Source organism: Candidatus Protochlamydia sp. W-9 (assembly GCF_001950615.1).
Taxonomy (GTDB): Bacteria; Chlamydiota; Chlamydiia; order Chlamydiales; family Parachlamydiaceae; genus Protochlamydia; species Protochlamydia amoebophila.
Window position 1 is genome coordinate 14,563 of sequence record NZ_BCPZ01000157.1, and the last position, 19,970, is coordinate 34,532.

The 19,970-nt window shown below is 35.2% G+C and carries 18 protein-coding genes and 1 tRNA gene; 11 read left to right on the plus strand and 8 right to left on the minus strand.

What is annotated here, in order from left to right; genetic code table 11:
- Window positions 1–751: 751 nt before the first annotated feature.
- Window positions 752–1,198, minus strand: a complete 447-nt coding sequence (locus BU804_RS04850) for a YkgJ family cysteine cluster protein (RefSeq protein WP_042282666.1) — start codon at window positions 1,196–1,198, stop codon at window positions 752–754.
- 466 nt (window positions 1,199–1,664) lie between these two features.
- On the opposite strand from BU804_RS04850, the gene BU804_RS04855 reads away from it, so the two are divergent.
- Window positions 1,665–3,065 (plus strand): sodium-dependent transporter, encoded by a 1,401-nt coding sequence (locus BU804_RS04855; protein WP_075883207.1) that lies wholly within the window; start codon window positions 1,665–1,667, stop codon window positions 3,063–3,065.
- Between the two features lie 244 nt (window positions 3,066–3,309).
- Window positions 3,310–3,477 carry a hypothetical protein gene (locus BU804_RS13285; protein ID WP_158025022.1) on the plus strand — a complete coding sequence of 56 codons (168 nt, stop codon included), beginning with the start codon at window positions 3,310–3,312 and terminating at the stop codon, window positions 3,475–3,477.
- Between the two features lie 119 nt (window positions 3,478–3,596).
- Here the strand turns inward: BU804_RS13285 and groL are convergent, their stop codons facing one another.
- The 7 genes from groL to BU804_RS14680 all read right to left on the minus strand — a co-directional run bounded on the left by groL (window position 3,597) and on the right by BU804_RS14680 (window position 9,886).
- The gene (gene groL / locus BU804_RS04860) at window positions 3,597–5,201 is read right to left on the minus strand and encodes a chaperonin GroEL (RefSeq protein WP_075883208.1); all 1,605 of its coding nucleotides are present in this window, start codon (window positions 5,199–5,201) and stop codon (window positions 3,597–3,599) included.
- Window positions 5,202–5,352: 151 nt separating this feature from the next.
- Window positions 5,353–5,550, minus strand: coding sequence for a hypothetical protein (locus tag BU804_RS04865; RefSeq protein WP_011175808.1), 198 nt, complete (start codon window positions 5,548–5,550; stop codon window positions 5,353–5,355).
- A 229-nt stretch (window positions 5,551–5,779) separates the two neighbouring features.
- Window positions 5,780–6,595: a 16S rRNA (cytidine(1402)-2'-O)-methyltransferase gene (rsmI, locus tag BU804_RS04870; protein WP_075883209.1), complete on the minus strand. Its 816-nt coding sequence runs from the start codon at window positions 6,593–6,595 to the stop codon at window positions 5,780–5,782.
- Between the two features lie 80 nt (window positions 6,596–6,675).
- A tRNA-Cys gene (locus BU804_RS04875) sits at window positions 6,676–6,747 on the minus strand.
- A 142-nt stretch (window positions 6,748–6,889) separates the two neighbouring features.
- Complete coding sequence (locus tag BU804_RS04880) at window positions 6,890–8,806, minus strand: type III secretion system effector inositol phosphate phosphatase (RefSeq protein ID WP_075883210.1); 1,917 nt, start codon at window positions 8,804–8,806, stop codon at window positions 6,890–6,892.
- 232 nt (window positions 8,807–9,038) lie between these two features.
- Window positions 9,039–9,350 (minus strand): hypothetical protein, encoded by a 312-nt coding sequence (locus BU804_RS14675; protein ID WP_226996136.1) that lies wholly within the window; start codon window positions 9,348–9,350, stop codon window positions 9,039–9,041.
- A gap of 65 nt (window positions 9,351–9,415) precedes the next feature.
- Complete coding sequence (locus BU804_RS14680) at window positions 9,416–9,886, minus strand: hypothetical protein (protein WP_226996137.1); 471 nt, start codon at window positions 9,884–9,886, stop codon at window positions 9,416–9,418.
- Window positions 9,887–10,449: 563 nt separating this feature from the next.
- Between BU804_RS14680 and BU804_RS04890 the strand changes: the two genes are divergently transcribed.
- Genes BU804_RS04890 through BU804_RS04930 form a run of 9 tightly spaced genes read left to right on the plus strand, consistent with a single transcriptional unit; the run spans window position 10,450 to window position 19,913 of the window.
- On the plus strand, window positions 10,450–10,686 hold the full coding sequence (locus tag BU804_RS04890; protein WP_075883211.1) for a hypothetical protein: 237 nt from the start codon (window positions 10,450–10,452) through the stop codon (window positions 10,684–10,686).
- 11 nt (window positions 10,687–10,697) lie between these two features.
- Window positions 10,698–12,035, plus strand: coding sequence for a UDP-N-acetylmuramoyl-tripeptide--D-alanyl-D-alanine ligase (locus tag BU804_RS04895; RefSeq protein WP_075883212.1), 1,338 nt, complete (start codon window positions 10,698–10,700; stop codon window positions 12,033–12,035).
- Between the two features lie 22 nt (window positions 12,036–12,057).
- The gene (mraY, locus tag BU804_RS04900; RefSeq protein ID WP_075883213.1) at window positions 12,058–13,290 is read left to right on the plus strand and encodes a phospho-N-acetylmuramoyl-pentapeptide-transferase; all 1,233 of its coding nucleotides are present in this window, start codon (window positions 12,058–12,060) and stop codon (window positions 13,288–13,290) included.
- Window positions 13,291–13,304: 14 nt separating this feature from the next.
- Window positions 13,305–14,639, plus strand: coding sequence for a UDP-N-acetylmuramoyl-L-alanine--D-glutamate ligase (gene murD, locus BU804_RS04905; protein WP_075883214.1), 1,335 nt, complete (start codon window positions 13,305–13,307; stop codon window positions 14,637–14,639).
- A 36-nt stretch (window positions 14,640–14,675) separates the two neighbouring features.
- Complete coding sequence (locus BU804_RS04910) at window positions 14,676–15,410, plus strand: LysM peptidoglycan-binding domain-containing protein (RefSeq protein WP_075883215.1); 735 nt, start codon at window positions 14,676–14,678, stop codon at window positions 15,408–15,410.
- A gap of 6 nt (window positions 15,411–15,416) precedes the next feature.
- Window positions 15,417–16,517, plus strand: a complete 1,101-nt coding sequence (ftsW, locus tag BU804_RS04915; RefSeq protein ID WP_075883216.1) for a putative lipid II flippase FtsW — start codon at window positions 15,417–15,419, stop codon at window positions 16,515–16,517.
- Window positions 16,510–17,646 carry an undecaprenyldiphospho-muramoylpentapeptide beta-N-acetylglucosaminyltransferase gene (gene murG, locus BU804_RS04920; protein ID WP_075883217.1) on the plus strand — a complete coding sequence of 379 codons (1,137 nt, stop codon included), beginning with the start codon at window positions 16,510–16,512 and terminating at the stop codon, window positions 17,644–17,646. The genes ftsW and murG overlap by 8 nt, the downstream gene beginning before the upstream one ends.
- Window positions 17,643–19,007: a UDP-N-acetylmuramate--L-alanine ligase gene (murC, locus tag BU804_RS04925; protein ID WP_075883218.1), complete on the plus strand. Its 1,365-nt coding sequence runs from the start codon at window positions 17,643–17,645 to the stop codon at window positions 19,005–19,007. Before murG ends, murC begins: the two co-directional genes overlap by 4 nt.
- A 42-nt stretch (window positions 19,008–19,049) precedes the next feature.
- Complete coding sequence (locus tag BU804_RS04930) at window positions 19,050–19,913, plus strand: cell division protein FtsQ/DivIB (RefSeq protein ID WP_075883219.1); 864 nt, start codon at window positions 19,050–19,052, stop codon at window positions 19,911–19,913.
- Window positions 19,914–19,970: the final 57 nt, after the last annotated feature.

A 19,970-nucleotide genomic window follows, 5' to 3' on the forward strand; every position in this document is an offset into this window, starting at 1 on the left:
GAATTTGTTTTGCTAAATCTAAAAAGACTCGATTGACATGGCCTGGATAAAAAGCAAGGGGACCGTCCTTTATCATTAATTTCTTGAATAGCGGAATTAAAGGAATAGTGGCTAAAAAAGGAGGGATTTGAAAAAAGGAACTTGTTAATTTTTCTGTTTTTATCTCACCAAAATAGGATAAATTTGGCTTGTTTCTGGAACTGTAAACTCGGCCATATTTTCGATGTTTTCCAACAACTGAATTTCTAATTGATCAAACGCATTAATAGCTTTGACTACAACTAAAATGGCTACATCTTAAGAGGTTGCTACAACAAAAGCGATCGTCATGGATAATACGTATGAAAGGGACAATAAGCAATTGCCTGTGCTGTGCCTGGAAGAAGATCAATTAATAAAAGATCTAAATTGCCCCCTAAAATTCTGAAAGCATTTTATTTTAAGGGAGAAGGAAGAAGAAAATTTCTCCAAATTACGCATCTGGGTTTCTTCAATCAGAGGAAAACAATTGAAATAATTTTGATTCCAAATTTTGTAAAGGGAATAAGCTTAGTCATGTGGTTGTTTTGCTTTTTTGAGGCAGGGGCTCAATTTTTGAGATTTAACATAATGGGAATCGAGGGAGCATAAATATCGGCACCTAATAAACTTATCTTTAGGGCTCAATTGGAAAAAGCGACAGTTAAGTTGACAGTGACTGTTGATTTATCCATTACCTCTTGACCAGATCCAATAGCTAAAACTTTATTTGTCATGGCTGGTTATTTTCACGCAGTTGTCTCTGTAATTGCTCACGAATTTTATCTACGGAGACAACAGGAGCTGTTTCCGAAATTCCTTCACACCATTTAGCAGCTTCTTTCCAATCTTTTTTTGTTTTCAGGTTTTGAGGCCACCAAGGGTAGGTACGACATTGGGTAGGACGGACGGAATAAATTTGACATTTTTTATCTTTTAGAAAAACACAATCATAAGTTTGTGGCCTCTCAAGCAGTGAAAAACGTCCATTAATAGAGCGTAAATAATGATCTGCAAATTCTTGAATGGATAAATGTAAATGAAAAGCGATTTGTTTGATTTCTTCTTCATTGACCCAAATATATCCAGGAGCGCCTGTACAGCATTGACCGCATCCAGTGCATTCAAACGATAATCCTTCTGCATACCACGGATTTTCTTCTTTAATGATTTTTAACATAGTTTAAAAGCCTTTCTTTTAATCATTTGTCGAATACCTGCAAAAAAAAATAAAATGAGAAAGATAATACAAACGATTCTAAAACAACAGCGGCTTCGATAAAGAGGGAGAATAATATGAGCAATCCTTATTCAATAAATTTAAGATAGTATAAGAAAAAATAACTATTGTCAACTTAGTTACGTTGTGATAAATTCCTCAAATGCTTAGTTTAACTAACTCATTTGAAGCATAACTTTTTTATAAGAGATCGATAAAATCGTTTTCAAAGGATTAACAGATTGTTATGTCCAAAAGAAGAAATTTTTTTATCCTTTCTCCAGCTAAAAAAATTATTTCAACCATTTCATTTCTTTTTGACACTGACGCCATCTACGTCTAACACACAAGCAAGTTAAAATTTGTTTGGCGTCGTTTTTCGCCTAATACCAAATCAATTGTATTCATTAATTCGGAGACAAATAATATGCAAAAACAAAGAGAGCACTGGAGTTCACATTTAGGATTTATTCTTGCGGCAGCGGGATCGGCAATTGGTCTCGGAACGTTATGGAAATTTCCTTATGTCACAGGTGAAAATGGTGGAGGGCTCTTTGTTTTTATTTATATTTTATGCACGTTTTTTATTGGAGTTCCAGTTTTTATTGCGGAATTGATTTTGGGCCGAAAAGCCCAACGTGGAGCTGTTGGCATTTTTGCAAGCTTAGCTAATAACTCTGCTGCTTGGAAAACTGTGGGTTGGTTAGGGGTTGCCTCCTCTTTTTTAATCATGTCTTTTTATAGTATTTTAGCTGGGTGGGGACTCAATTACATTTTCATGTCTCTCAGTCAATTTTACAAGGATCGGACAGCCCAAGAAATTTCAGGGGTTTTTGACATCCTTGCTTCTTCAGCTGATATCACTTTATTCTGGCATTTTCTCTTCACGGCATTGACAGCCGCCGTTGTTTATCGAGGCATTCGTCAAGGGATTGAGTATTGGAGTCGCTTTATGACGATTGGCTTATTAATTATTCTTTTAATTATGTGTGTGTATGCTTTCACCCTTCCAGGATTTCGAGAAGGAGTTAATTTTATTTTCTATCCAGATTTATCTCGTTTTAAACCCTCTGCTGCTATTGATGCTCTCGGGCTATCTTTTTTTACGCTTAGTTTAGGTCAAGGGATCATGTTGACTTACGGAAGCTATATGAGAAGAGGGGACAATATCCCTAAAACGGCAGTGATCATAGGTGTCATGATTGTATTAATTTCTTTATTGGCAGGCCTCATGATTTTCCCTATTATTTTTTCTTTTGGATTTGCACCCGAAGCTGGTCCTGGGCTTGTCTTCAAAACATTACCGGTTTTATTTGCTCAGTTGCCGGGAGCTCTTTTTATTTCTACCGCATTTTTCGTGTTATTTGTGTTTACGGCACTCACTTCCGCTGTCGCTTTAATCGAAGTTGTCACAGCAAATTTTACTGATTTACTCGGTTGGTCACGTCAAAAAGCTGTTTTAATTGTGTCGATTAGTTGTTTTATATTTGGTATTCCTAGCGCATTATCTAATACAAATACGTTATTTGCAAACTGGCCCGCCATTTATGGAAAAACTTTTTTTCAAACTATTGATGATTTGGTTACTCTTTGGTTTTTACCTATTGGAGGGTTATTAGTGTCTATTTTTACGGGTTGGGTTTTAGATAAAGAATTAGCGAAAGAAGAGTTTTCTTCTGGTACGACCATGCGTTGGTTATGGCACCCGTGGATTTTCTTTATTCGTTGGATTGCTCCCATTGCTATTGTATTTATCATTCTACAGCAGAGTGGTTTGATTGATATCGACACTTATTTCAGTCAGAGAAAAGTAATAAGCCATTTATAACCAGGATATTGAGAAAATATTTATAAATTCTAGTAATAGTTTTAAGTAAAAAAATAAAGAAAAATGTTAACCTAATACAGGCAGAGTTAAATGAGCAAGCAGTCTTTTAACTCTAAAATTATCGAAAATTTAAAAAGGGGATGATTATTTTTTAATAAAAAATCGTTGATAGTAGACAGATTATTATCTACTTTTGATCAAGCTTTTAGATTGAAAAACTGATTAGTTTTAGGAGGTATTTATTATGAAGGATATAGCACATCATCTTAGATATATTCAAAGGAAAATCATTCGAAATAATCGTCAAGAAGAATTAAAAGCAACTCGCTTAGGCCTCAAGCCATCTTTGACGTTAACTGAGAATGCAAAGAATTCCGCTAAAGAACAAATCAACTCTAAGACACAACCGTAAAAATTAACAAAAGCACATTTCTATCATTAGAAGTTAGTCTTGTTAGAACATTTTCTGTTCTAAGAATAAAGTCTTGGGAGTTTGCTAAAAAATGATTTTGCAAACTCCCAAAACTATACTTATTTGGTAGAGTTTTCTTCTTCTTCTTCATCCGCATCTGCGATCAATGCTTCAGAAAGAAGCACAATACCGGCAGTTGATGCTGCGTAGGTAAGCGTATTTTTAATGACTTTGGCAGGATCAATCACGCCAGCGGCAATTAAGTCTTCGACTTTTTCAGTTAAAGCATTAAATCCGAAATTGGCAGGAGAATTGAGGACTTCATTTAAGACGACACTTCCATCAAAACCGGTATTTTGCACAATTTGTTTAATAGGTGTTTCGCAAGCTTGCAAAACAATTTTAGCTCCTATCGCTTCATCGCCTTCTAGTTTTAGTTGGCCCAATGTTTTACTTGCGTTTAGTAAAGCAACTCCTCCACCCGGGACAATTCCTTCTTCTAAAGCAGCCTTTGTTGAATTTAAGCTATCATCAAACATTTGTTTTTTCTGCTTCATTTCAGTCTCTGTTGCCGCACCTACTCGAATAACAGCAACGCCACCACTCAATTTAGCTCGTCGCTCTTCTAGTTTTTCTTTATCATAAGAACTTTGTGCCAAGTTAATTTCGGCATCAATTTGTTTAATTCTTGCAGCGATGTCTTCTTGAGCTCCTGTTCCACCAACAATCGTTGTTGATTCTTTTGTGACAGTGACTTTTTCTGCTGATCCTAAAGCTGTTGCTGGAATTTCTTTTAAAGAAATGCCAACTTCTTCAGAAATAACCGTAGCGGCTGTTAACGTTGCAATATCTTGAAGCATTGCTTTACGACGATCGCCAAACCCTGGAGCTTTAACAGCAGCTACTTTTAGAGTACCACGAAGTTTATTGACGACTAGTGTTGACAATGCATCTCCGTCAATATCTTCGGCAATGATTAAAAGTTCGCGCCCTGATGCAGCCGTAGCTTGAAGAACAGGAAGTAATTCATGAATACTAGAAATTTTTTTATCAACGAGGAGGATTTGAGCCTGATCCATTTCAACAATCATTTTTTCGAGGTTCGTGCAAAAGTAAGGACTGACATAACCACGATCAAATTTCATCCCTTTGACAACTTCTATACTTGTTTCGGTACCCTTTCCTTCTTCGATTGTAATAGCGCCGGAATTACTCACTTTTTCCATCGCTTCTGCAATTAACTCGCCAATTTCTTGATTACCGGAAGCGGAAACAACAGCAACGTTTCTTGTTTCTTGTTTTGTTTTAACTGGAATAGCTGCCTTTTCAATCGCTTTTACAACAACTTCAACAGCTTTATCCATCCCTCTTTTAATTCCGATTGGACTTGCTCCAGAAGAAATATTTTTTATACCGGCCTCTACTAAAGATCTTAAAAGTAGAGCCCCACTTGTTGTTCCATCTCCACACTTTTCTTTAATTTTTTGGACGACTTCTTTTGCCATTGCAACGCCCATATTTTCGTATTTGTCTTCGAGTTGGATATCTCGAATGATGCTTGCGCCGTCGTTTGTGATTGTGGGAGCCCCCCAACTTTTTTCAAGACCTACATTTCTTCCTTTAGGGCCAAGGGTGAAGGCAACAACGTCTGCTAATTTCTTGATTCCCTTTAAAAGAAATTCCCGTGCTTCCTCTTCAAAAATAATTTCTTTAGGTATTGACATATGAGCTCCTCTTTAAAATTTCTTATCTATCGAATTTTCGCTCAAAGTAAGATTTCAATTTCTCACCTTGCAAGTCATTTAAATGACGCAAAAAAGTTTAATCATTGAGAAATGATGCTAGGGAAAAAAAGAGAATTTTGCAAGAGAGAAATTACTTTTTTAGCAACTGAGTTGTTGATTTGCTAGATTTAAATACGTGTTTGGGAGAAGGAATCACATCCGCTAAGTTAACTTGTAGCAGTAACAAAGAATAATCGAGAAAATCATCTTGAATTTTTTTCCCTTCTTTTAGAATAAAAACGTAAGGGTGAAGAAATTGATCATAAGATTTAGATTGCGATTCTTTCATAGGAATCTCTGGTTAGCGATTAACTTAAGTAAGCCGAGCTTTAGTTTATGAGGGATGGAACATTGTTAAAGTCATTTCGATACTAGATTGAATCTCTAGGCTGAGATTAGACTTAAGTTTAACTTCTTTTTAAATATAATAAAAGGAGGATATTTTGAAGAGTTGTTTATAGTCCATAGAACTAAATAATAATTTATGCGAGGATTAAAAATACCTCAAGCTTGGATTGTCAATTGTGAAAAAGATTGTAGATGTCTCTTTTAGATACTTGACGCAAATCGGCCACCATTTTTATGGCTTCTTTGCGAGAAAGTGAATATGTTGCTTGCATCCAAGAAACATGTTCTTCGGGAGACCATTGATTCCAATCGACTTGTGTTTGAGAAAAAGGTTCGATCATCAAGACAATTTCACCACGTGGCTCATTATCTTTCCATTTCTTGAAGATTTCTTCTGCTGTTCCTCTGACAAATTCTTCAAACTTTTTTGTCAATTCTCTTGCCACAACTAATTGTCTATGAGGTTGTAAACTGTGAAACAGTTTTAAAGTATCGATTAAACGATGAGGAGATTCATAGCAGATAGTTGTCCCTGTATAGGTAAAAAGTGAAAGTAGAAATTTTTTTAGCTCTCCTTCTTTGCGGGGAAGAAAGCCAATAAATTGAAAATGATCTGTTGGAAGTCCTGAACAACTTAAAGCTTGGATCGCTGCGCATGGACCTGGAATCGCTGTAACAGGAATTTGATTGGATATGCAAAGTTGGACTAATTGCGTTCCTGGATCAGAAATTCCTGGTGTGCCTGCATCAGAGATCAAACAAATATTTTTACCAGCATGGAGATCATCCAAAATTGATTGAGACTTTTCGGTTTCGTTAAACTTATGATAACTTTTAAGAGGTTTGTGTATAGCGTAATGTTGAAGAAGTCTAAGACTATGCCGTGTGTCTTCACATAAAATATAATCGCAGAGTTTAAGTGTCTCAATAGCTCTAAAAGTTATGTCTGATAAATGCCCGATGGGAGTCGCAACTAGATATAACATACAAAAATTTTTCTAATTTTAAATGAGCGTTTAAAAAAGGGATACGAAGGAGAAATAGGGCAAAGATATTAGAAATAATTAGGTGGCACCCAGATTCGAACTGGGGGATGGAAGCTTTGCAGGCTTCTGCCTTACCACTTGGCTATGCCACCACCTAGAAAAGTTAAGGGTATACACAAATAAACATCATTTCGTCAAGCGCGTTTTTATAAAAAGTAAAAAATGCTTTCTAAGTGGTTGTTTTTGAAAGATTCAGTTTTGAAAAATAAAAATTTTCAAATCTGAAACTTTTGGTTAACTAGAAGTGGTTTTAGAAAGACCCATCATTTCCAGAAATTCTTCTTCAGGCAAGCCTGCCAATTTCGCTTCTTTTCCTACTTTGTAACCAGTGGCTCCTGTATTGATGCGAGTAATATCTAAACCTCCCATCTCCATCATGATAGGAACAAAAATCTCTCGAAATTGTTTTCTGACTTCTGGATCAGATTTTAGTTCTTCGTGAGACGGAAATTTTCCATTGATTTCATTCATAATGGCAAAGGCTTTTGCAACACCATCCATCATTCCTGTGCGGTCTTTTCCACTCATACAGTTAAAAGCACATTTAGTTCCTTTTTGAATGTTATCCATACCATTACTGAGATTGATAATTTTTGCGCCAATCTCATATTGATTATCTCCATCTAAATAAGCTTTGGGAGATTCCATGAGAAAAGTGATGTCATCTAAAAGACTCTGTAATTTAGCTCGTTCTTCGGGCAATCCAATTTTTTCATTGTTGATCAAAGCTTCTGCTTGATTTTTTAAACTTTGAAAAGCTTTTTTATTTTCTAAGGATTGATTAATTGTTCCAAAACCTATTTTAACAGCTCCTGCGTTCACTCCAAAATTAAATGTATTGATGTTCAAGTTAACACCAATTGCATACCCATCGATATCAATAGATTTATTTTGACCCGCATAACTTTGTAAAGCAGCAATTTGATCATTCAACATGTTTTTCTCATTAGCGCCTTTTGAACCAATGGCACGCAAATCATCTGGTGTGACAAGACTAACCGAATTGAAATTAAGATTAATTCCCCGTGCTTGGGCATCTTCTAAAGACATTCCTACATCTGATAAATGTTGTAACACAGCGGCTTTTAAGAGTTCGCCAGCTGCTTGCTTAGAGTTTTCTTTTCTAATTGTTGCATTGGTTTCATATTTATCAGAAGTAATAGCGTGTCTCAATGCCTGATAAACGATTTGGCCTTCCGAGTTTTTTAAGTTAGATTCCCATCCATTAATCAAATGCGCTTCTTGTCGATTCGCACTTGAGATCCCTCCAGTTTTACCAAAAATTTTTTCGAACACGCGCGCTGAGCCATTCGTTTCTAAAGCCTTATCAAATTCTGCATTCAGTGGTGTTTGGGTACTAGTAAATGGAACACTTTGCCCTTCTTTTTTTAAAAAAACAGTACGAGTCATTGTTGTTCTGACTTGTTGGCTTATATTTTGAGCTGAGAAAGATTTGACTTGTTTTTGGATCTTTTCCTCTGAAAAATTCAATTTCACCCGATAAATTCCATTGAGTCCAACCACACCTGCTCGACGCTTAACGTCGCTTATTCCATCTGTAAAAGCTCTCATTTGTTCTAGCTGATCTTTTTGAACAGAGGATAAATCTGTTGTTTTTATATCTTGAAGTTCTGTTGGCATTGTTCGACTTGCTTGATCCATCGCACTTGTCGCTTGTTTAAAAGCCTCAACAGCCGCATTTTTCGTTGAAGAAGTCAAAGCAAAAAATCGAATGAGTTTGGCTTCAAACCCTCCTTTTGAAAGAGCTGTTAATTCAGATCTAAATTTTTCGCCACCTAATTGAACCACAGCTTCGATGTGAGCTTTTTGAATAATTTGAGCGATTTGTTTTTCAGATGTTTTGATGGCTTTATTTAAGTCTTTGATCTCTTTTTTCGATAAGGTGTTTCCGTTTGCAGGATTTAAAGCGTTAGCAAGATTTTCATGAACTTGAAATAATTCAGTAGAAGCTTTTTCATAAATTTCAGCTACTTGCGGATTGTGACCATTTTGATTTTCTAACTGTTTTAATAGTTGATAGGCATGCCCCATATGAACATTAATTCTGCTACTAGCATGATTAATATCTTGCGTTGATGGTTTAAAACTAACAGAATGAATACTTTTATTAAATTCAGTATTTAGATTCATAGTATTAACCATTTTAGTTTATTTAATTTAATTATAATTAATTTAAATTAATTAATTATTAATTTTTTAAATTTTAATAATTTAATTTAATTTTTGTATTGAATGGTATACTAAGAGATGCAAGGAATATGCCAGTTTAGAAAACTAGCAACAAAAAAGTTTGTTTTAAAAGGAATAGGAGTTGAGAGAAAAACGTAAGGGCCTATCAAGGCAGGATAGTTATGTTCTTGAATTAAATAGGGCAGGGAAAGGATTCAAAAGGTTTGAGTTTTAAAATATAGCGAGAGAGTTGTTTCCATAACCGCCAATTGCTTTTAAGATTTTTTCTGAGGATAGACAATTTTTGTTTAAAAACCTTTAATTGATCTGGTTCTCGCCCTTCTTTTCGAGCAAGCCGGTAGTTAACTCGCAATTGGTTAAATTCAGCAAATTCTAAGACTAATTTTTCAGCTAGTTCGCGAACAAGCTTTTCAAGCTCATCTTTTTTTACATACCATAAGTTGCAAACACGACCTAGTAATAACCTTTTTCTTTCAAGAACCATTTTTTTTGGATGGTATAAGAATCCATCCGTTTCAGCTCTTTAGTCAAACCACATTTGCTAAGTGTTCAAATGAGCCATTTTGTGGGATCAAAATGAGACCAACGAATTCCATTTCGGTGATCATTACAAAAAGTACGGTGATAGTTATGATAATCTTCACCAAAAGTTAATAGGGCCAACATATAATTGTTGACCGCTGATTGCTCTTGGCAAAATGGGCGATCGACCCAGGTGTGAGCAAGTGAATTGATAAACCACGTAAAGTGATGAAGAAGAAATAAACGTGTCCAGCAAGCTAGAAAAAAAGCTCCCATATGATCATCTAAAAACCAACCGACAACTAAAAAAGCAATTCCATTACTTATGAGCATACAAAGAAAATCATATTTAAGTTGAAATTGAACAAGGTGATTTTTTATTAAATCGGGCACAACTTTAGCTTCAATTTTTTTAGTCTTTTCTAAAATCCATAGGCAATGAGCAACCAAAACCCCTTTTTTTAGAATAAGGGTCACAATTTGTATCGACGTGGTCATGATGCAAGCGATGATCAAATGACCATCTTAGAGCACTTCCCTGACCAGCCATTGAACCAAAAAATAAGAGAAGCTTTCCACAAAAGAATTTGTTCGATAGCTTCGATGTGAATAAAATTGGTGATAACCTACTGTAATACTTAAACCGGTTCAATAAAGTAAAATGATGGATACTCCAATCATTCCTAAAGAAGGGGAGTAAAGTAGAAGTAAAAGGGTAAAGAAAGGATAAGAAGAGTCTAATAAATCGTTAAGAAGAGTGTTAGTCCCCAATTAAATTCTTTAATTTTCATTTTTTTTTCTCCAAAGCTTTTTCGCGAAAAGAATTATCATAAACGATTTAGGGATTTCAAGCGAGTCAATGGTAAAGTAAGTAAGGTTTTGCTTTCTGTTCATTCAAATATTGGCATGATAAGAAATTTCAATGGTTTTATATAAAACCCATGAAACCTTTGACTTTTCTTAAGCTTTGATCCAATATAGATGGATATAATTGAAATAAACCGTTAAATAAAACAAAATTTGAATTAACTATCGCAGCGTTTCGAAAAGCGGCAGGTGAAATGTCTGACCGGTCAGTGCCAAATTTTATTTCAATCGTGAAAAAGATTCCAAGTAGAGTTATTTGCCTTATTTTTACCTTGGCATTTCATGAAATGGCAACTCCAATATTTCATTCCGTTTACATTGTTTTGCCTCATTATGTTCACAAATCTGCGATTTCTTATCCAATCCATGCTTTATTTGGGATAAGAGAAGAAGCTAATAAAGATAAAGCCGGACTAAGGTTTTTTAAATAGGATTAGCAACAATGAGAATAATGACTTTAAAACAGATTGCTAAAATCTTGAACTCCTCTTTGCCTGAAGTAGAAGGAGTGGTTGAAGGATTTTGTGTAGATAGTCGGCTAACAAAAAAAAATGAGGTTTTTGTCGCTTTAAGGGGAGAGCATGTAGATGGGCACGCCTATTTGAATGAAGTGAAGCAAAAAGGAGCCTTAGCGGCAATCGTCGATCAAAATTATCAAGGGCCTGTATTTGGAATGCATTTATTCCGAGCAGAAAATCCTTTACTAGCTCTCCAAATGCTAGCTCAAAAATGTCTTGAAAAAACGAGCCGTGTTGTAGCTGTAACAGGTTCAATAGGGAAAACAACCACAAAAGAGTTTATTAAAACACTTTTAGAGCAGAGATATGTCACTGCTGCTTCCCAGGGAAATAGCAATTCACAGGTAGGTCTTCCTTTAACTGTATTAAATCATACAACTGGAACGGAAGATATCTTAGTTTTAGAAATGGGAATGACAGAACCTGGGCAGCTGAGTACATTAGTTAATATTGCTCATCCAGAAGTGTCTGTATTGACCACAGCTGCTTTAGTCCATGCTTGTCGCTTTGAAACATTAAAAGATATCGCTTTAACAAAAGCAGAAATATTTTCTCATTCGCATACTCGATTAGGTGTGGTTGATCGAGAGATAGAAGCTTATGAAACAATTGCTCAAATAGGAGAATGCAAAAAAATATCCTTTTCGACAGTAAGCTCTAGTGCTGATTATCATTTAGAAACTGTTAATGAAGAAGTTAGAATAAAAACAGAAGGACAGAGTATTTCTCTTGGTAAAATGTGTTTGCCCGGTAAACACAATCTTCACAATTTACTTGCTGCGATTGCTGTTGCGAGGTATTTCGAGCTAACTTGGAGTGAAATTAAACAGGCTATCCCTTTTCTTAAATTACCCGAGAGGCGCCTACAATTTGTTCAAAAAGAGGGTATTTATTTTTTAAACGATTCTTATAATGCCTCAGAACTATCGGTCAAATCTGCCTTAGAAACGCTGCCAAATGCAACGGGAAAAGGTTATAAAATTGCTGTTTTAGGTAGTATGATGGAGCTTGGACATTTTTCAGATGAATGTCACCAACGTGTTGGTGAGTTTGCTTTAAATTATGTGGATAAAATGTATTGTCTTGGTGCTGAGTGTTTACCTATTGTTGAGGTTTGGAAAAAAGCAAATCGACCTGTTGAATTGTTTATGGAACTTTCTGAGTTAATTTCAACTTTAAAAAAAAACTTAAAAACCGCCGATGTTGTTTTATTGAAAGGATCTAGATCCAAAGAGTTGTGGAAAATATTAGAAGAACTGTAAAAATAACTAAAGAGCTTTATTTATGATTTTGTTTGTAATTGATTACTTGGAAAGGGCTTGGACTCTAAAAGTTCCAAGCGTCTTTAGTTATTATTCTACAAGAATGATTCTTGCCGCAATTACTTCTCTTCTATTGAGTATTTTTTTAGGGCCTTATTTTATCCGTAAACTTTATGAGTTAAAAATCGGTCAATCGATTCGAAAAGAAGATTGCCCCTTGTTGGGACAATTACATGAGAAGAAACAAAACACTCCCACGATGGGAGGAATTCTTATTCTTTCTTCTATGTTGATTTCATTAGTTTTATGGATGGATTTAACACATATTTTCACGCTCATTTTGTTTGTCACAACAGTATTTTTAGGTTTGATTGGAGGAAGAGACGATTATCTCAAATTGAAATATAAAAATACTAAAGGGATGTCAGCACGAGGAAAATTATTTTTTCAATTTGTTTTATCCGCTGCAATCGCTTCTTATTTTTTATTGAGTCCAGTTAATGAAATGTTTGAGAAGTGGACATGGTTTCAACCTCCCGTAATTAAAGAGCAGATTGTTGTTAAAAATTCTGAAACTTTACAAGAGATGCCTTCTCAAACTAAAAGCATTAGTTTGAAAGAATACGCTTCGAGACTCTACATTCCCTTTTTTAAAGAGCCTGTTGTTACGTTTGGAGGTATTTCTCTTATTCTCATGGCTTTTTTCATTTTTTTTGTGATCACAGGTTCTTCTAATGCCGCTAATTTGACCGATGGCTTAGATGGATTGTTGGCTGGTTGTTTAGTTACAGCGGCAGGATCTCTTTGCTTGATCGCTTTTGTTTCTAATCATGTGAATATTGCTCGTTATCTCAACATCCTTTACATCGAAGGAAGTGGAGAAATAGCCATTTATCTTTGCGCCTTAATCGGAGCAAGCTTAGGATTTTTATGGTATAATAGTTATCCTGCACAAGTCTTTATGGGAGATACAGGTTCTTTGACATTAGGGGGAATTTTAGGCGTCTCAGCAGTGCTGTTGCGCAGAGAGTTTCTTTTAGGGATTGTTGGAGGGATTTTTGTTGCCGAAGCACTTTCCGTTATTCTTCAAGTGGCTAGCTATCGACTGAGAAATAAAAAAAGAATTTTCCTTTGCGCGCCTTTGCATCATCATTTCGAATATAAAGGATGGCCCGAAACTAAAGTTGTAATTCGATTTTGGATCATGAGTTTACTCTTTGCTATCATTGGCATTGCCTCTTTAAAATTTCAATAAAGGATTGATAACAGATGCCGATAGAAAATTACTTTGGGAAAAAAGCGCTCATCATTGGATTAGGGGTAAGTGGAAGAGCCGCGGCTTCTTTCTTGCAAACATCTGGAGTAAAAGTTTTAGGGGTGGATCGAAATTATCTTCAATTGGAAAATCAACCTGAAATTTTAGAACTGAAAGCAAAGGGATTGATAATTCAGGCGGATTGTGAAACCATGGATTTAAAAACATTTGATTTAATCGTCGTTTCTCCTGGAATTCCTTCGAATCACCCTTTAATTAAAAAAGCGTACGAACATAAAAAAGAGGTAATTGGAGAAATTGAATTGGGATGCCGCGCGTCTTGCCATTCGATTATTGGTGTGACAGGAACTAATGGCAAAACAACAGTCACTCTATTAATTACACATATTTTGAATGCAAATGGATTAAAAGCTAAAGCTTTAGGTAATGTAGGGGCTCCCTTAACAAGAGAAATTTTAACACTAGATTTTCAAGAAATTGCCGTTTTGGAGCTTAGCTCCTATCAGCTTGACACTTTTCAACAACAGGTTTTGGACGAAGCTGTTGTTTTGAATATCACTCCTGATCATTTAGAGCGCTATGAGACAATGGAAAACTATGCAAAATCGAAATTTCAAATTGGAAAATGTTTAAAAAAATCGGGAAAATTATTTGTCGAGAATAAAGCTGCCGTCGAATACCAGCATCTTTTAAATTTTCCTCATTCGACGTATGGTTATTTACCTTCTTGTCATACTTATACGGATTTACGCTCGGTCTTCTCAGAAGGAATGCAGCAATTTGAGTTACCGCTAGAATGGCAAGGGAAAGAAAATCATGATCTAGAAAATCTCTTAGCTGCTTATGCCATTTGCGCACGACGAGGAATTAAACCTCAGCAATTTTTACAGGCTCTAAAGACTTTTCAAAAGCCCTCGCATCGTGTTGAGTTTGTTTTAGAAAAGAATGGGATTCATTTCTATGATGATAGCAAAGGAACGAATATTGATGCGGTTATGCGAGCTGTACAATCGATCAATCGTCCTGTATTTTTGATCGCTGGAGGAGTGGATAAAGGGGCTTCTTATGTGGCTTGGTTAAATGTTTTTAAAGGTCATGTAAAAAAAGTTTATGCCATAGGGCAAGCGGCAAATAAAATTCAAAAAGAATTATCACTGCATATTAAAGTGCAAATTGAAGCAAATTTAGATGACGCTGTCAAGCAAGCTTATCAGGATGCTAAGGAAGGAGACGTTGTTTTACTCTCTCCCGGTTGTGCAAGTTTTGATATGTTTAAAGATTATATCCATCGTGGAGAAGAGTTTAAAAGGCTCGTAAAACTTCTATAAATAAGAGAAATAAAAAAACTAGAGAGGATAAATAAAATGACAAGAAAGGATACGATACTGATTGCTGTCGTTATCAATGCTGGTTTGTTAGCGATTTTATTTGCGACAGCTATCATTTATGATACTGAAAAAGTGCTGGAGCAAAGCGAATTCAATTCTTCTTTAGCGGAGGCTAAAGAAATTCCTTTAACTGATCCGGCTAATCATCTAGTCGCGACCGGTCCAGTTATTGTGGACGAAGTTGATAATGTTTTAAAGTATTATTCTCAACCTTCTTATTCATTAAAAATTGATCCTTCTGATTCTTATAATCCTGAATCTATCGTTGTTCAGGCGACTTCTTCTGAAGATGATGAGCCAATATCTGAATTTTCACCTAATTTTAAAGGTAATTTTGTTGAAATAACCGTTAAAAAAGGAGATGTATTAGAAAAGATTGCTCGTGCTAATGGGACAACGATTAATGCGATTAAGAAAGCGAATAACCTTCCCAACGAAAAGTTGTCAATAGGTCAAGTTTTAAAAATTCCTTTGAATCAAGTTCAAGGGGTAATTGCAGCAAAAAGTGAAATATCTAAAAAGGATTTAGAGCAAATAGAAAATAATCAAAACTCATCCGAAGCTGTTTATTATATTGTTAAAAGCGGAGATAATCCTTGGAAAATTGCTAAACAATTTAATCTGAAATATGAGGATATTTTAAGGCTAAATCAATTAGATGAAGAAAAGGCTAGAAATTTGAAGATTGGGGATCGCATTCGCGTTAAGTAGTTATTCATGACATTTTATCGGTCGTTACTATTATTTTGTGTGGCTTCGATCTTCGCGATGGGGCTAGTTATGATTTTTAATACCACTTCAGCAGAAGTTTTAGATCTTGCGCTTAATAAAAGTACCCATCAGGCCTTATTAAAACAAATTTTTTATTGTTTGATAGGATTAATCTTAGCTGGTTGTGTATGGCATTTGGGGTATCAGAAGATCATTAGTTTTAGTCCCTATTTGTTAGTTTTTTTCTGTTTTTTACTTGTTCTGACACTTATTCCAGGTTTAGGTAAAGAAGTTAATGGATCAAGGAGATGGATTGGTGTTGCAGGATTTTTTTTTCAACCTTCCGAATTTGTTAAATACATTGTTCCGGCTTATTTTATCTATCGAATGGAAAATATAGAGGGGGAATCGCTAGAGTTAAAAGACTTTCTTAAATTGATCGCTCAAGTAGGAACCCCTATTTTCCTTATCTTAATAGAACCTAATAATGGGACGGCGGGTGTGATAGGCCTTGTTGTCATTGTCATGTGTGTGATGACAAAAATTCGATTTAAATATTGGGCTCTTCCACTGATGTGTTTTATGGTTATTGGTGCAATTTCCGCTTATCATCTTCCTTATGTATCAGCAAGATTAAAAGTTTATCTTCATCCGGAACTAGATTTGAGAGGTAAAGGCCATCAACCTTATCAAGCAAAAATAGCTGCAGGTTCTGGGCAATTGTTAGGAAGAGGGCCTGGGAATAGTTTGCAGAAATTAAGTTATCTTCCCGAAGCACAAAATGATTATATTGCGGCTATTTACGCGGAAGAGTTTGGCTTTATAGGTGTAACAGCTTTAGTGATTCTTTATATGATTATTGGTTATGTGGGATTTTATATTGCTCATATTTCTTCAGACAGAAGAGGTTTTTATTTTGCGACGGCCATTACTTTTTTAATTTGTTTTCAAGCTTTTATGAATCTTGGAGTTGTGTCTGGTTTATTGCCAAGTACAGGATTAAATCTTCCTTTTTTTAGCCAAGGTGGGACTTCATTAATGGCTAATATCGCAGGTCTCGGACTGTTATTAAATATTGCTCAACAGAGGAGTCTCAAATATGTCTAAACGGTTTATGATCACAGCTGGTGGAACGGGAGGGCATATTTTTCCTGCTCAAGGATTAGCACAAGAACTCATCAAAAAAACCTTTTCTTCCTCTATTTTGTTTGTTGCGGGTGGGCTTTCAACAAATAAATATTTTGATCGCTCCATTTTCCCTTTTCAAGAAGTTTCTGCAAGTCCACTTTTTTCTAAAAATCCTTTTAAATTATTAAAAGGTGTTTTTAACCTTTTAAGAGGAGTTTGGCAAAGTATTCGAATTATTAGAAAATTTAAACCAGATGTTGTTGTTGGATTTGGAAGTTACTATACAGTGGCTCCCTTACTTGCAGCAAAAATTCTCCGTATTCCAATTGTTTTGCATGAAGCAAATAGTATTCCAGGAAAAGCTAACAAATGGCTTGCTTCAATGGCTTGGCGAGTAGGTATTCATTTTCCTTTTACAGCTACTTTGTTGAAAAGAAATACAATAGAAGTAGGAATGCCTTTAAGAGAAGGGTATCAGCTTGATCAAATTGATAAAATAGAGGCATTATCTTATTTTGGATTAAGTAAAAATAACTCTACACTTTTAGTTTTTGGTGGATCTCAGGGAGCTTTAGCCATTAACAGATTGATGAGAAGTTTAGCCAATACATGGAAGAATATACCTATTCAAATCATTCATATTACAGGAAGTATACAAGAAGCAGATGATCTTAAAATTTTTTATGCTAATTACCAAGTAAAAGCCTCTGTCAAAGCATTTGAAAAAAATATGCATTTAGCATGGCGTGCAGCAGAAGTATTTATAGGTCGTTCAGGAGCTTCTACAATTGCTGAAGCAATGGAATTTGAAGTGCCAGGGATTTTAATTCCTTATCCTCACGCAACAGATCATCATCAAGACAAAAATGCTGATTTTTTTGTTGATATTGTTAGGGGGGGAATAAAAATTGTTGAGGAGAAAGCTAAACCAGAAATTGTTCTTAAATCTATTCAACTGTTAATTGACCCTATAGCATTAGAAAAAAGGAAAAGTGCTATCCATTCTTATAAATGTAGGCCAGATCGTACAACGCTTTGTGAGCTTGTTTTAGACACAAGCGGATTAAAAAGTTTACATAAAGCACCACAGAAAAGGAAAAAACCATGAGAGGGCATTATCATTTCATTGGAATTGGTGGAATAGGAATGAGCGGGCTTGCGCGAATTCTACTTCAACAAAATTTGAGGGTGTCAGGTAGTGATATTGCTTTTAACTACATTATTGAAGAATTAATTAAATCTGGTGCGACTATTTATAAAGGACATTCTCCTTCTTATATTGCTTCAGGGTCTACTGTGATTTACAGTAGTGATATAAAAACTGATAATCCTGAATACCTTGCAGCAAAAAATTTGCAATGTTCTTTACTTCATCGTGCTGAATTATTAGCCCTTTTAACAAGACAAAAAAAATCATTAGCTGTTACCGGAACTCATGGTAAAACGACAACATCCTCTCTTTTAGCAACAACTCTTTTAGAAGCAAATTGCGATCCTTCTTTTGCCGTTGGTGGAGTAATCCCTCAATTTCAAAGTAACGCAAAACATGGTTTAGGCGATTTATTTGTTTTTGAGGCCGACGAAAGTGATCGAAGCTTCTTAAAGTATTTTCCCTACGGAGCTATTGTTACCAATATCGATAACGATCATTTAAACTCCTATGAAAATTCTGAAGATGTATTAATACAATCTTTTCAGCAGTTTACTTCCCAAATTTCTTCTCCAAACCACCTTTTTTGGTGTGGAGATGATACTCGTTTAAAATTTCTCAATGGTATTGGGCAAAGTTATGGCTTTGGAGAGCATTGCAATTGGAGAATTTCTAATATTTTTCAAAAAAATTTCAATCTTGAATTTGATTTAGAAGGGAATGGAAAAAAGTATTCATCCATTAAATTAAATTTAATTGGCCGACATAATCTTTTCAACGGTGCTGCAGTATTTGGATTAGCAATGTCTTTAAATATTTCTGAAGCTTCGATTAGGCACACATTTGAAAGATTTTGTGGGGTATTAAGGCGATGTGAGTATAAGGGTGAGTTTGAAAACACTATTTTTTTAGATGATTATGCACACCATCCAACAGAAATTCAAACCACCTTAGAGGGAATTCGAAAAGCTATTAAATCGAAAAGGCTGATTGCTGTTTTTCAACCTCATCGCTTTTCTCGTATAAAGGATTGTTTAGGAATGTATGGAAAAATTTTTAACAATGCCGATGAAGTGTTTGTAACAGATGTTTATGGGGCAGGAGAAATGCCTATTGAGGGAATATCTCAACAACAAATTATCCAGGAAATTTCTGAGAACTCTACTGTTCCAGTCAAATATGTTCCTCGAACGGCGTTAGGACATAAACTTAGCGAATTTATTCAACCTCTCGATGTCATTGTGACTCTCGGGGCTGGAGATGTCACAAAAGTGGCTAGCGAAACACTAAGCTTGCTTGAAAATGGAAAGCGCTTTTAACTTTGTTACGCTTGAAAATAACCTCTTTTAATCAGAAAATCTATGGTTTCTAAATCTTACCCTAACCCAGAAATTCCTTTTAAACGAGCCTGTTTATGGATTTTACTTTCTTCTTTACTAATTTCAGGATCGGCATTGATGGGATGGTTGTATTATCAGTCGGCCAAGGAAAAAAGATTGCACGGCGGACAGTATCAAATTGTCGCTATTGTTCAAGAGACTCCTCACCAAGAAAGTTTGAAAACGGGATATTTAGCAGAACTTTTAGAATTATCTTTAGATCAGCCTGCAAATCTTTACCAGTTTGATAGTTTTGAAGGAGAAAAAAAACTTTTAAAAAGCCCTTTAATTAAAAAAGTTTCTATTAAAAAAATACGCCCTGGTACTTTATATATTCAATATGAAATGAGAAGCCCTATTGCTTACGTTGGAGATTATTCTAATACGGCAATTGATGAAGATGGCATTTTATTTCCTTTTCGTCCTTTTTTTACTCCCAAATCTATCCCTACCTTTTATTTAGGATTAAGTGAGCATGAAGGGAAATGGGGATTAGCTTTGCAAAATTTAGATCGTTTACAGTTAGCTCGAAATGTATTAAAAATATTTAAAGAAGTGGCAACCAGGGAGATTGCAATCAAACAAATAGACGTGGCTGAGGCTTATGCTGACAGCTATGGACAGCGCCAAATAGTTGTTAAATTGGAAGATCGAAAAGACTTTTTATCTCGACATATCTCGGCAGAAACCCTTTTGAGATTGAATCCAGAGCATTATAAGCAAAATATTGTGAATTTTTTTTCGTTAGATAAAGTTTTAAATGTTAAAAGTAGAACAAATAATGGGATGACAATTATCGATTTACGAATTCCTCATCTTGCTTTTTATTCCCAAGATGAAAAATAAAAAATCGAGACAAAAAATTTTTTTTACGAATTTACTTTCAATTTTATAAAAAGAATT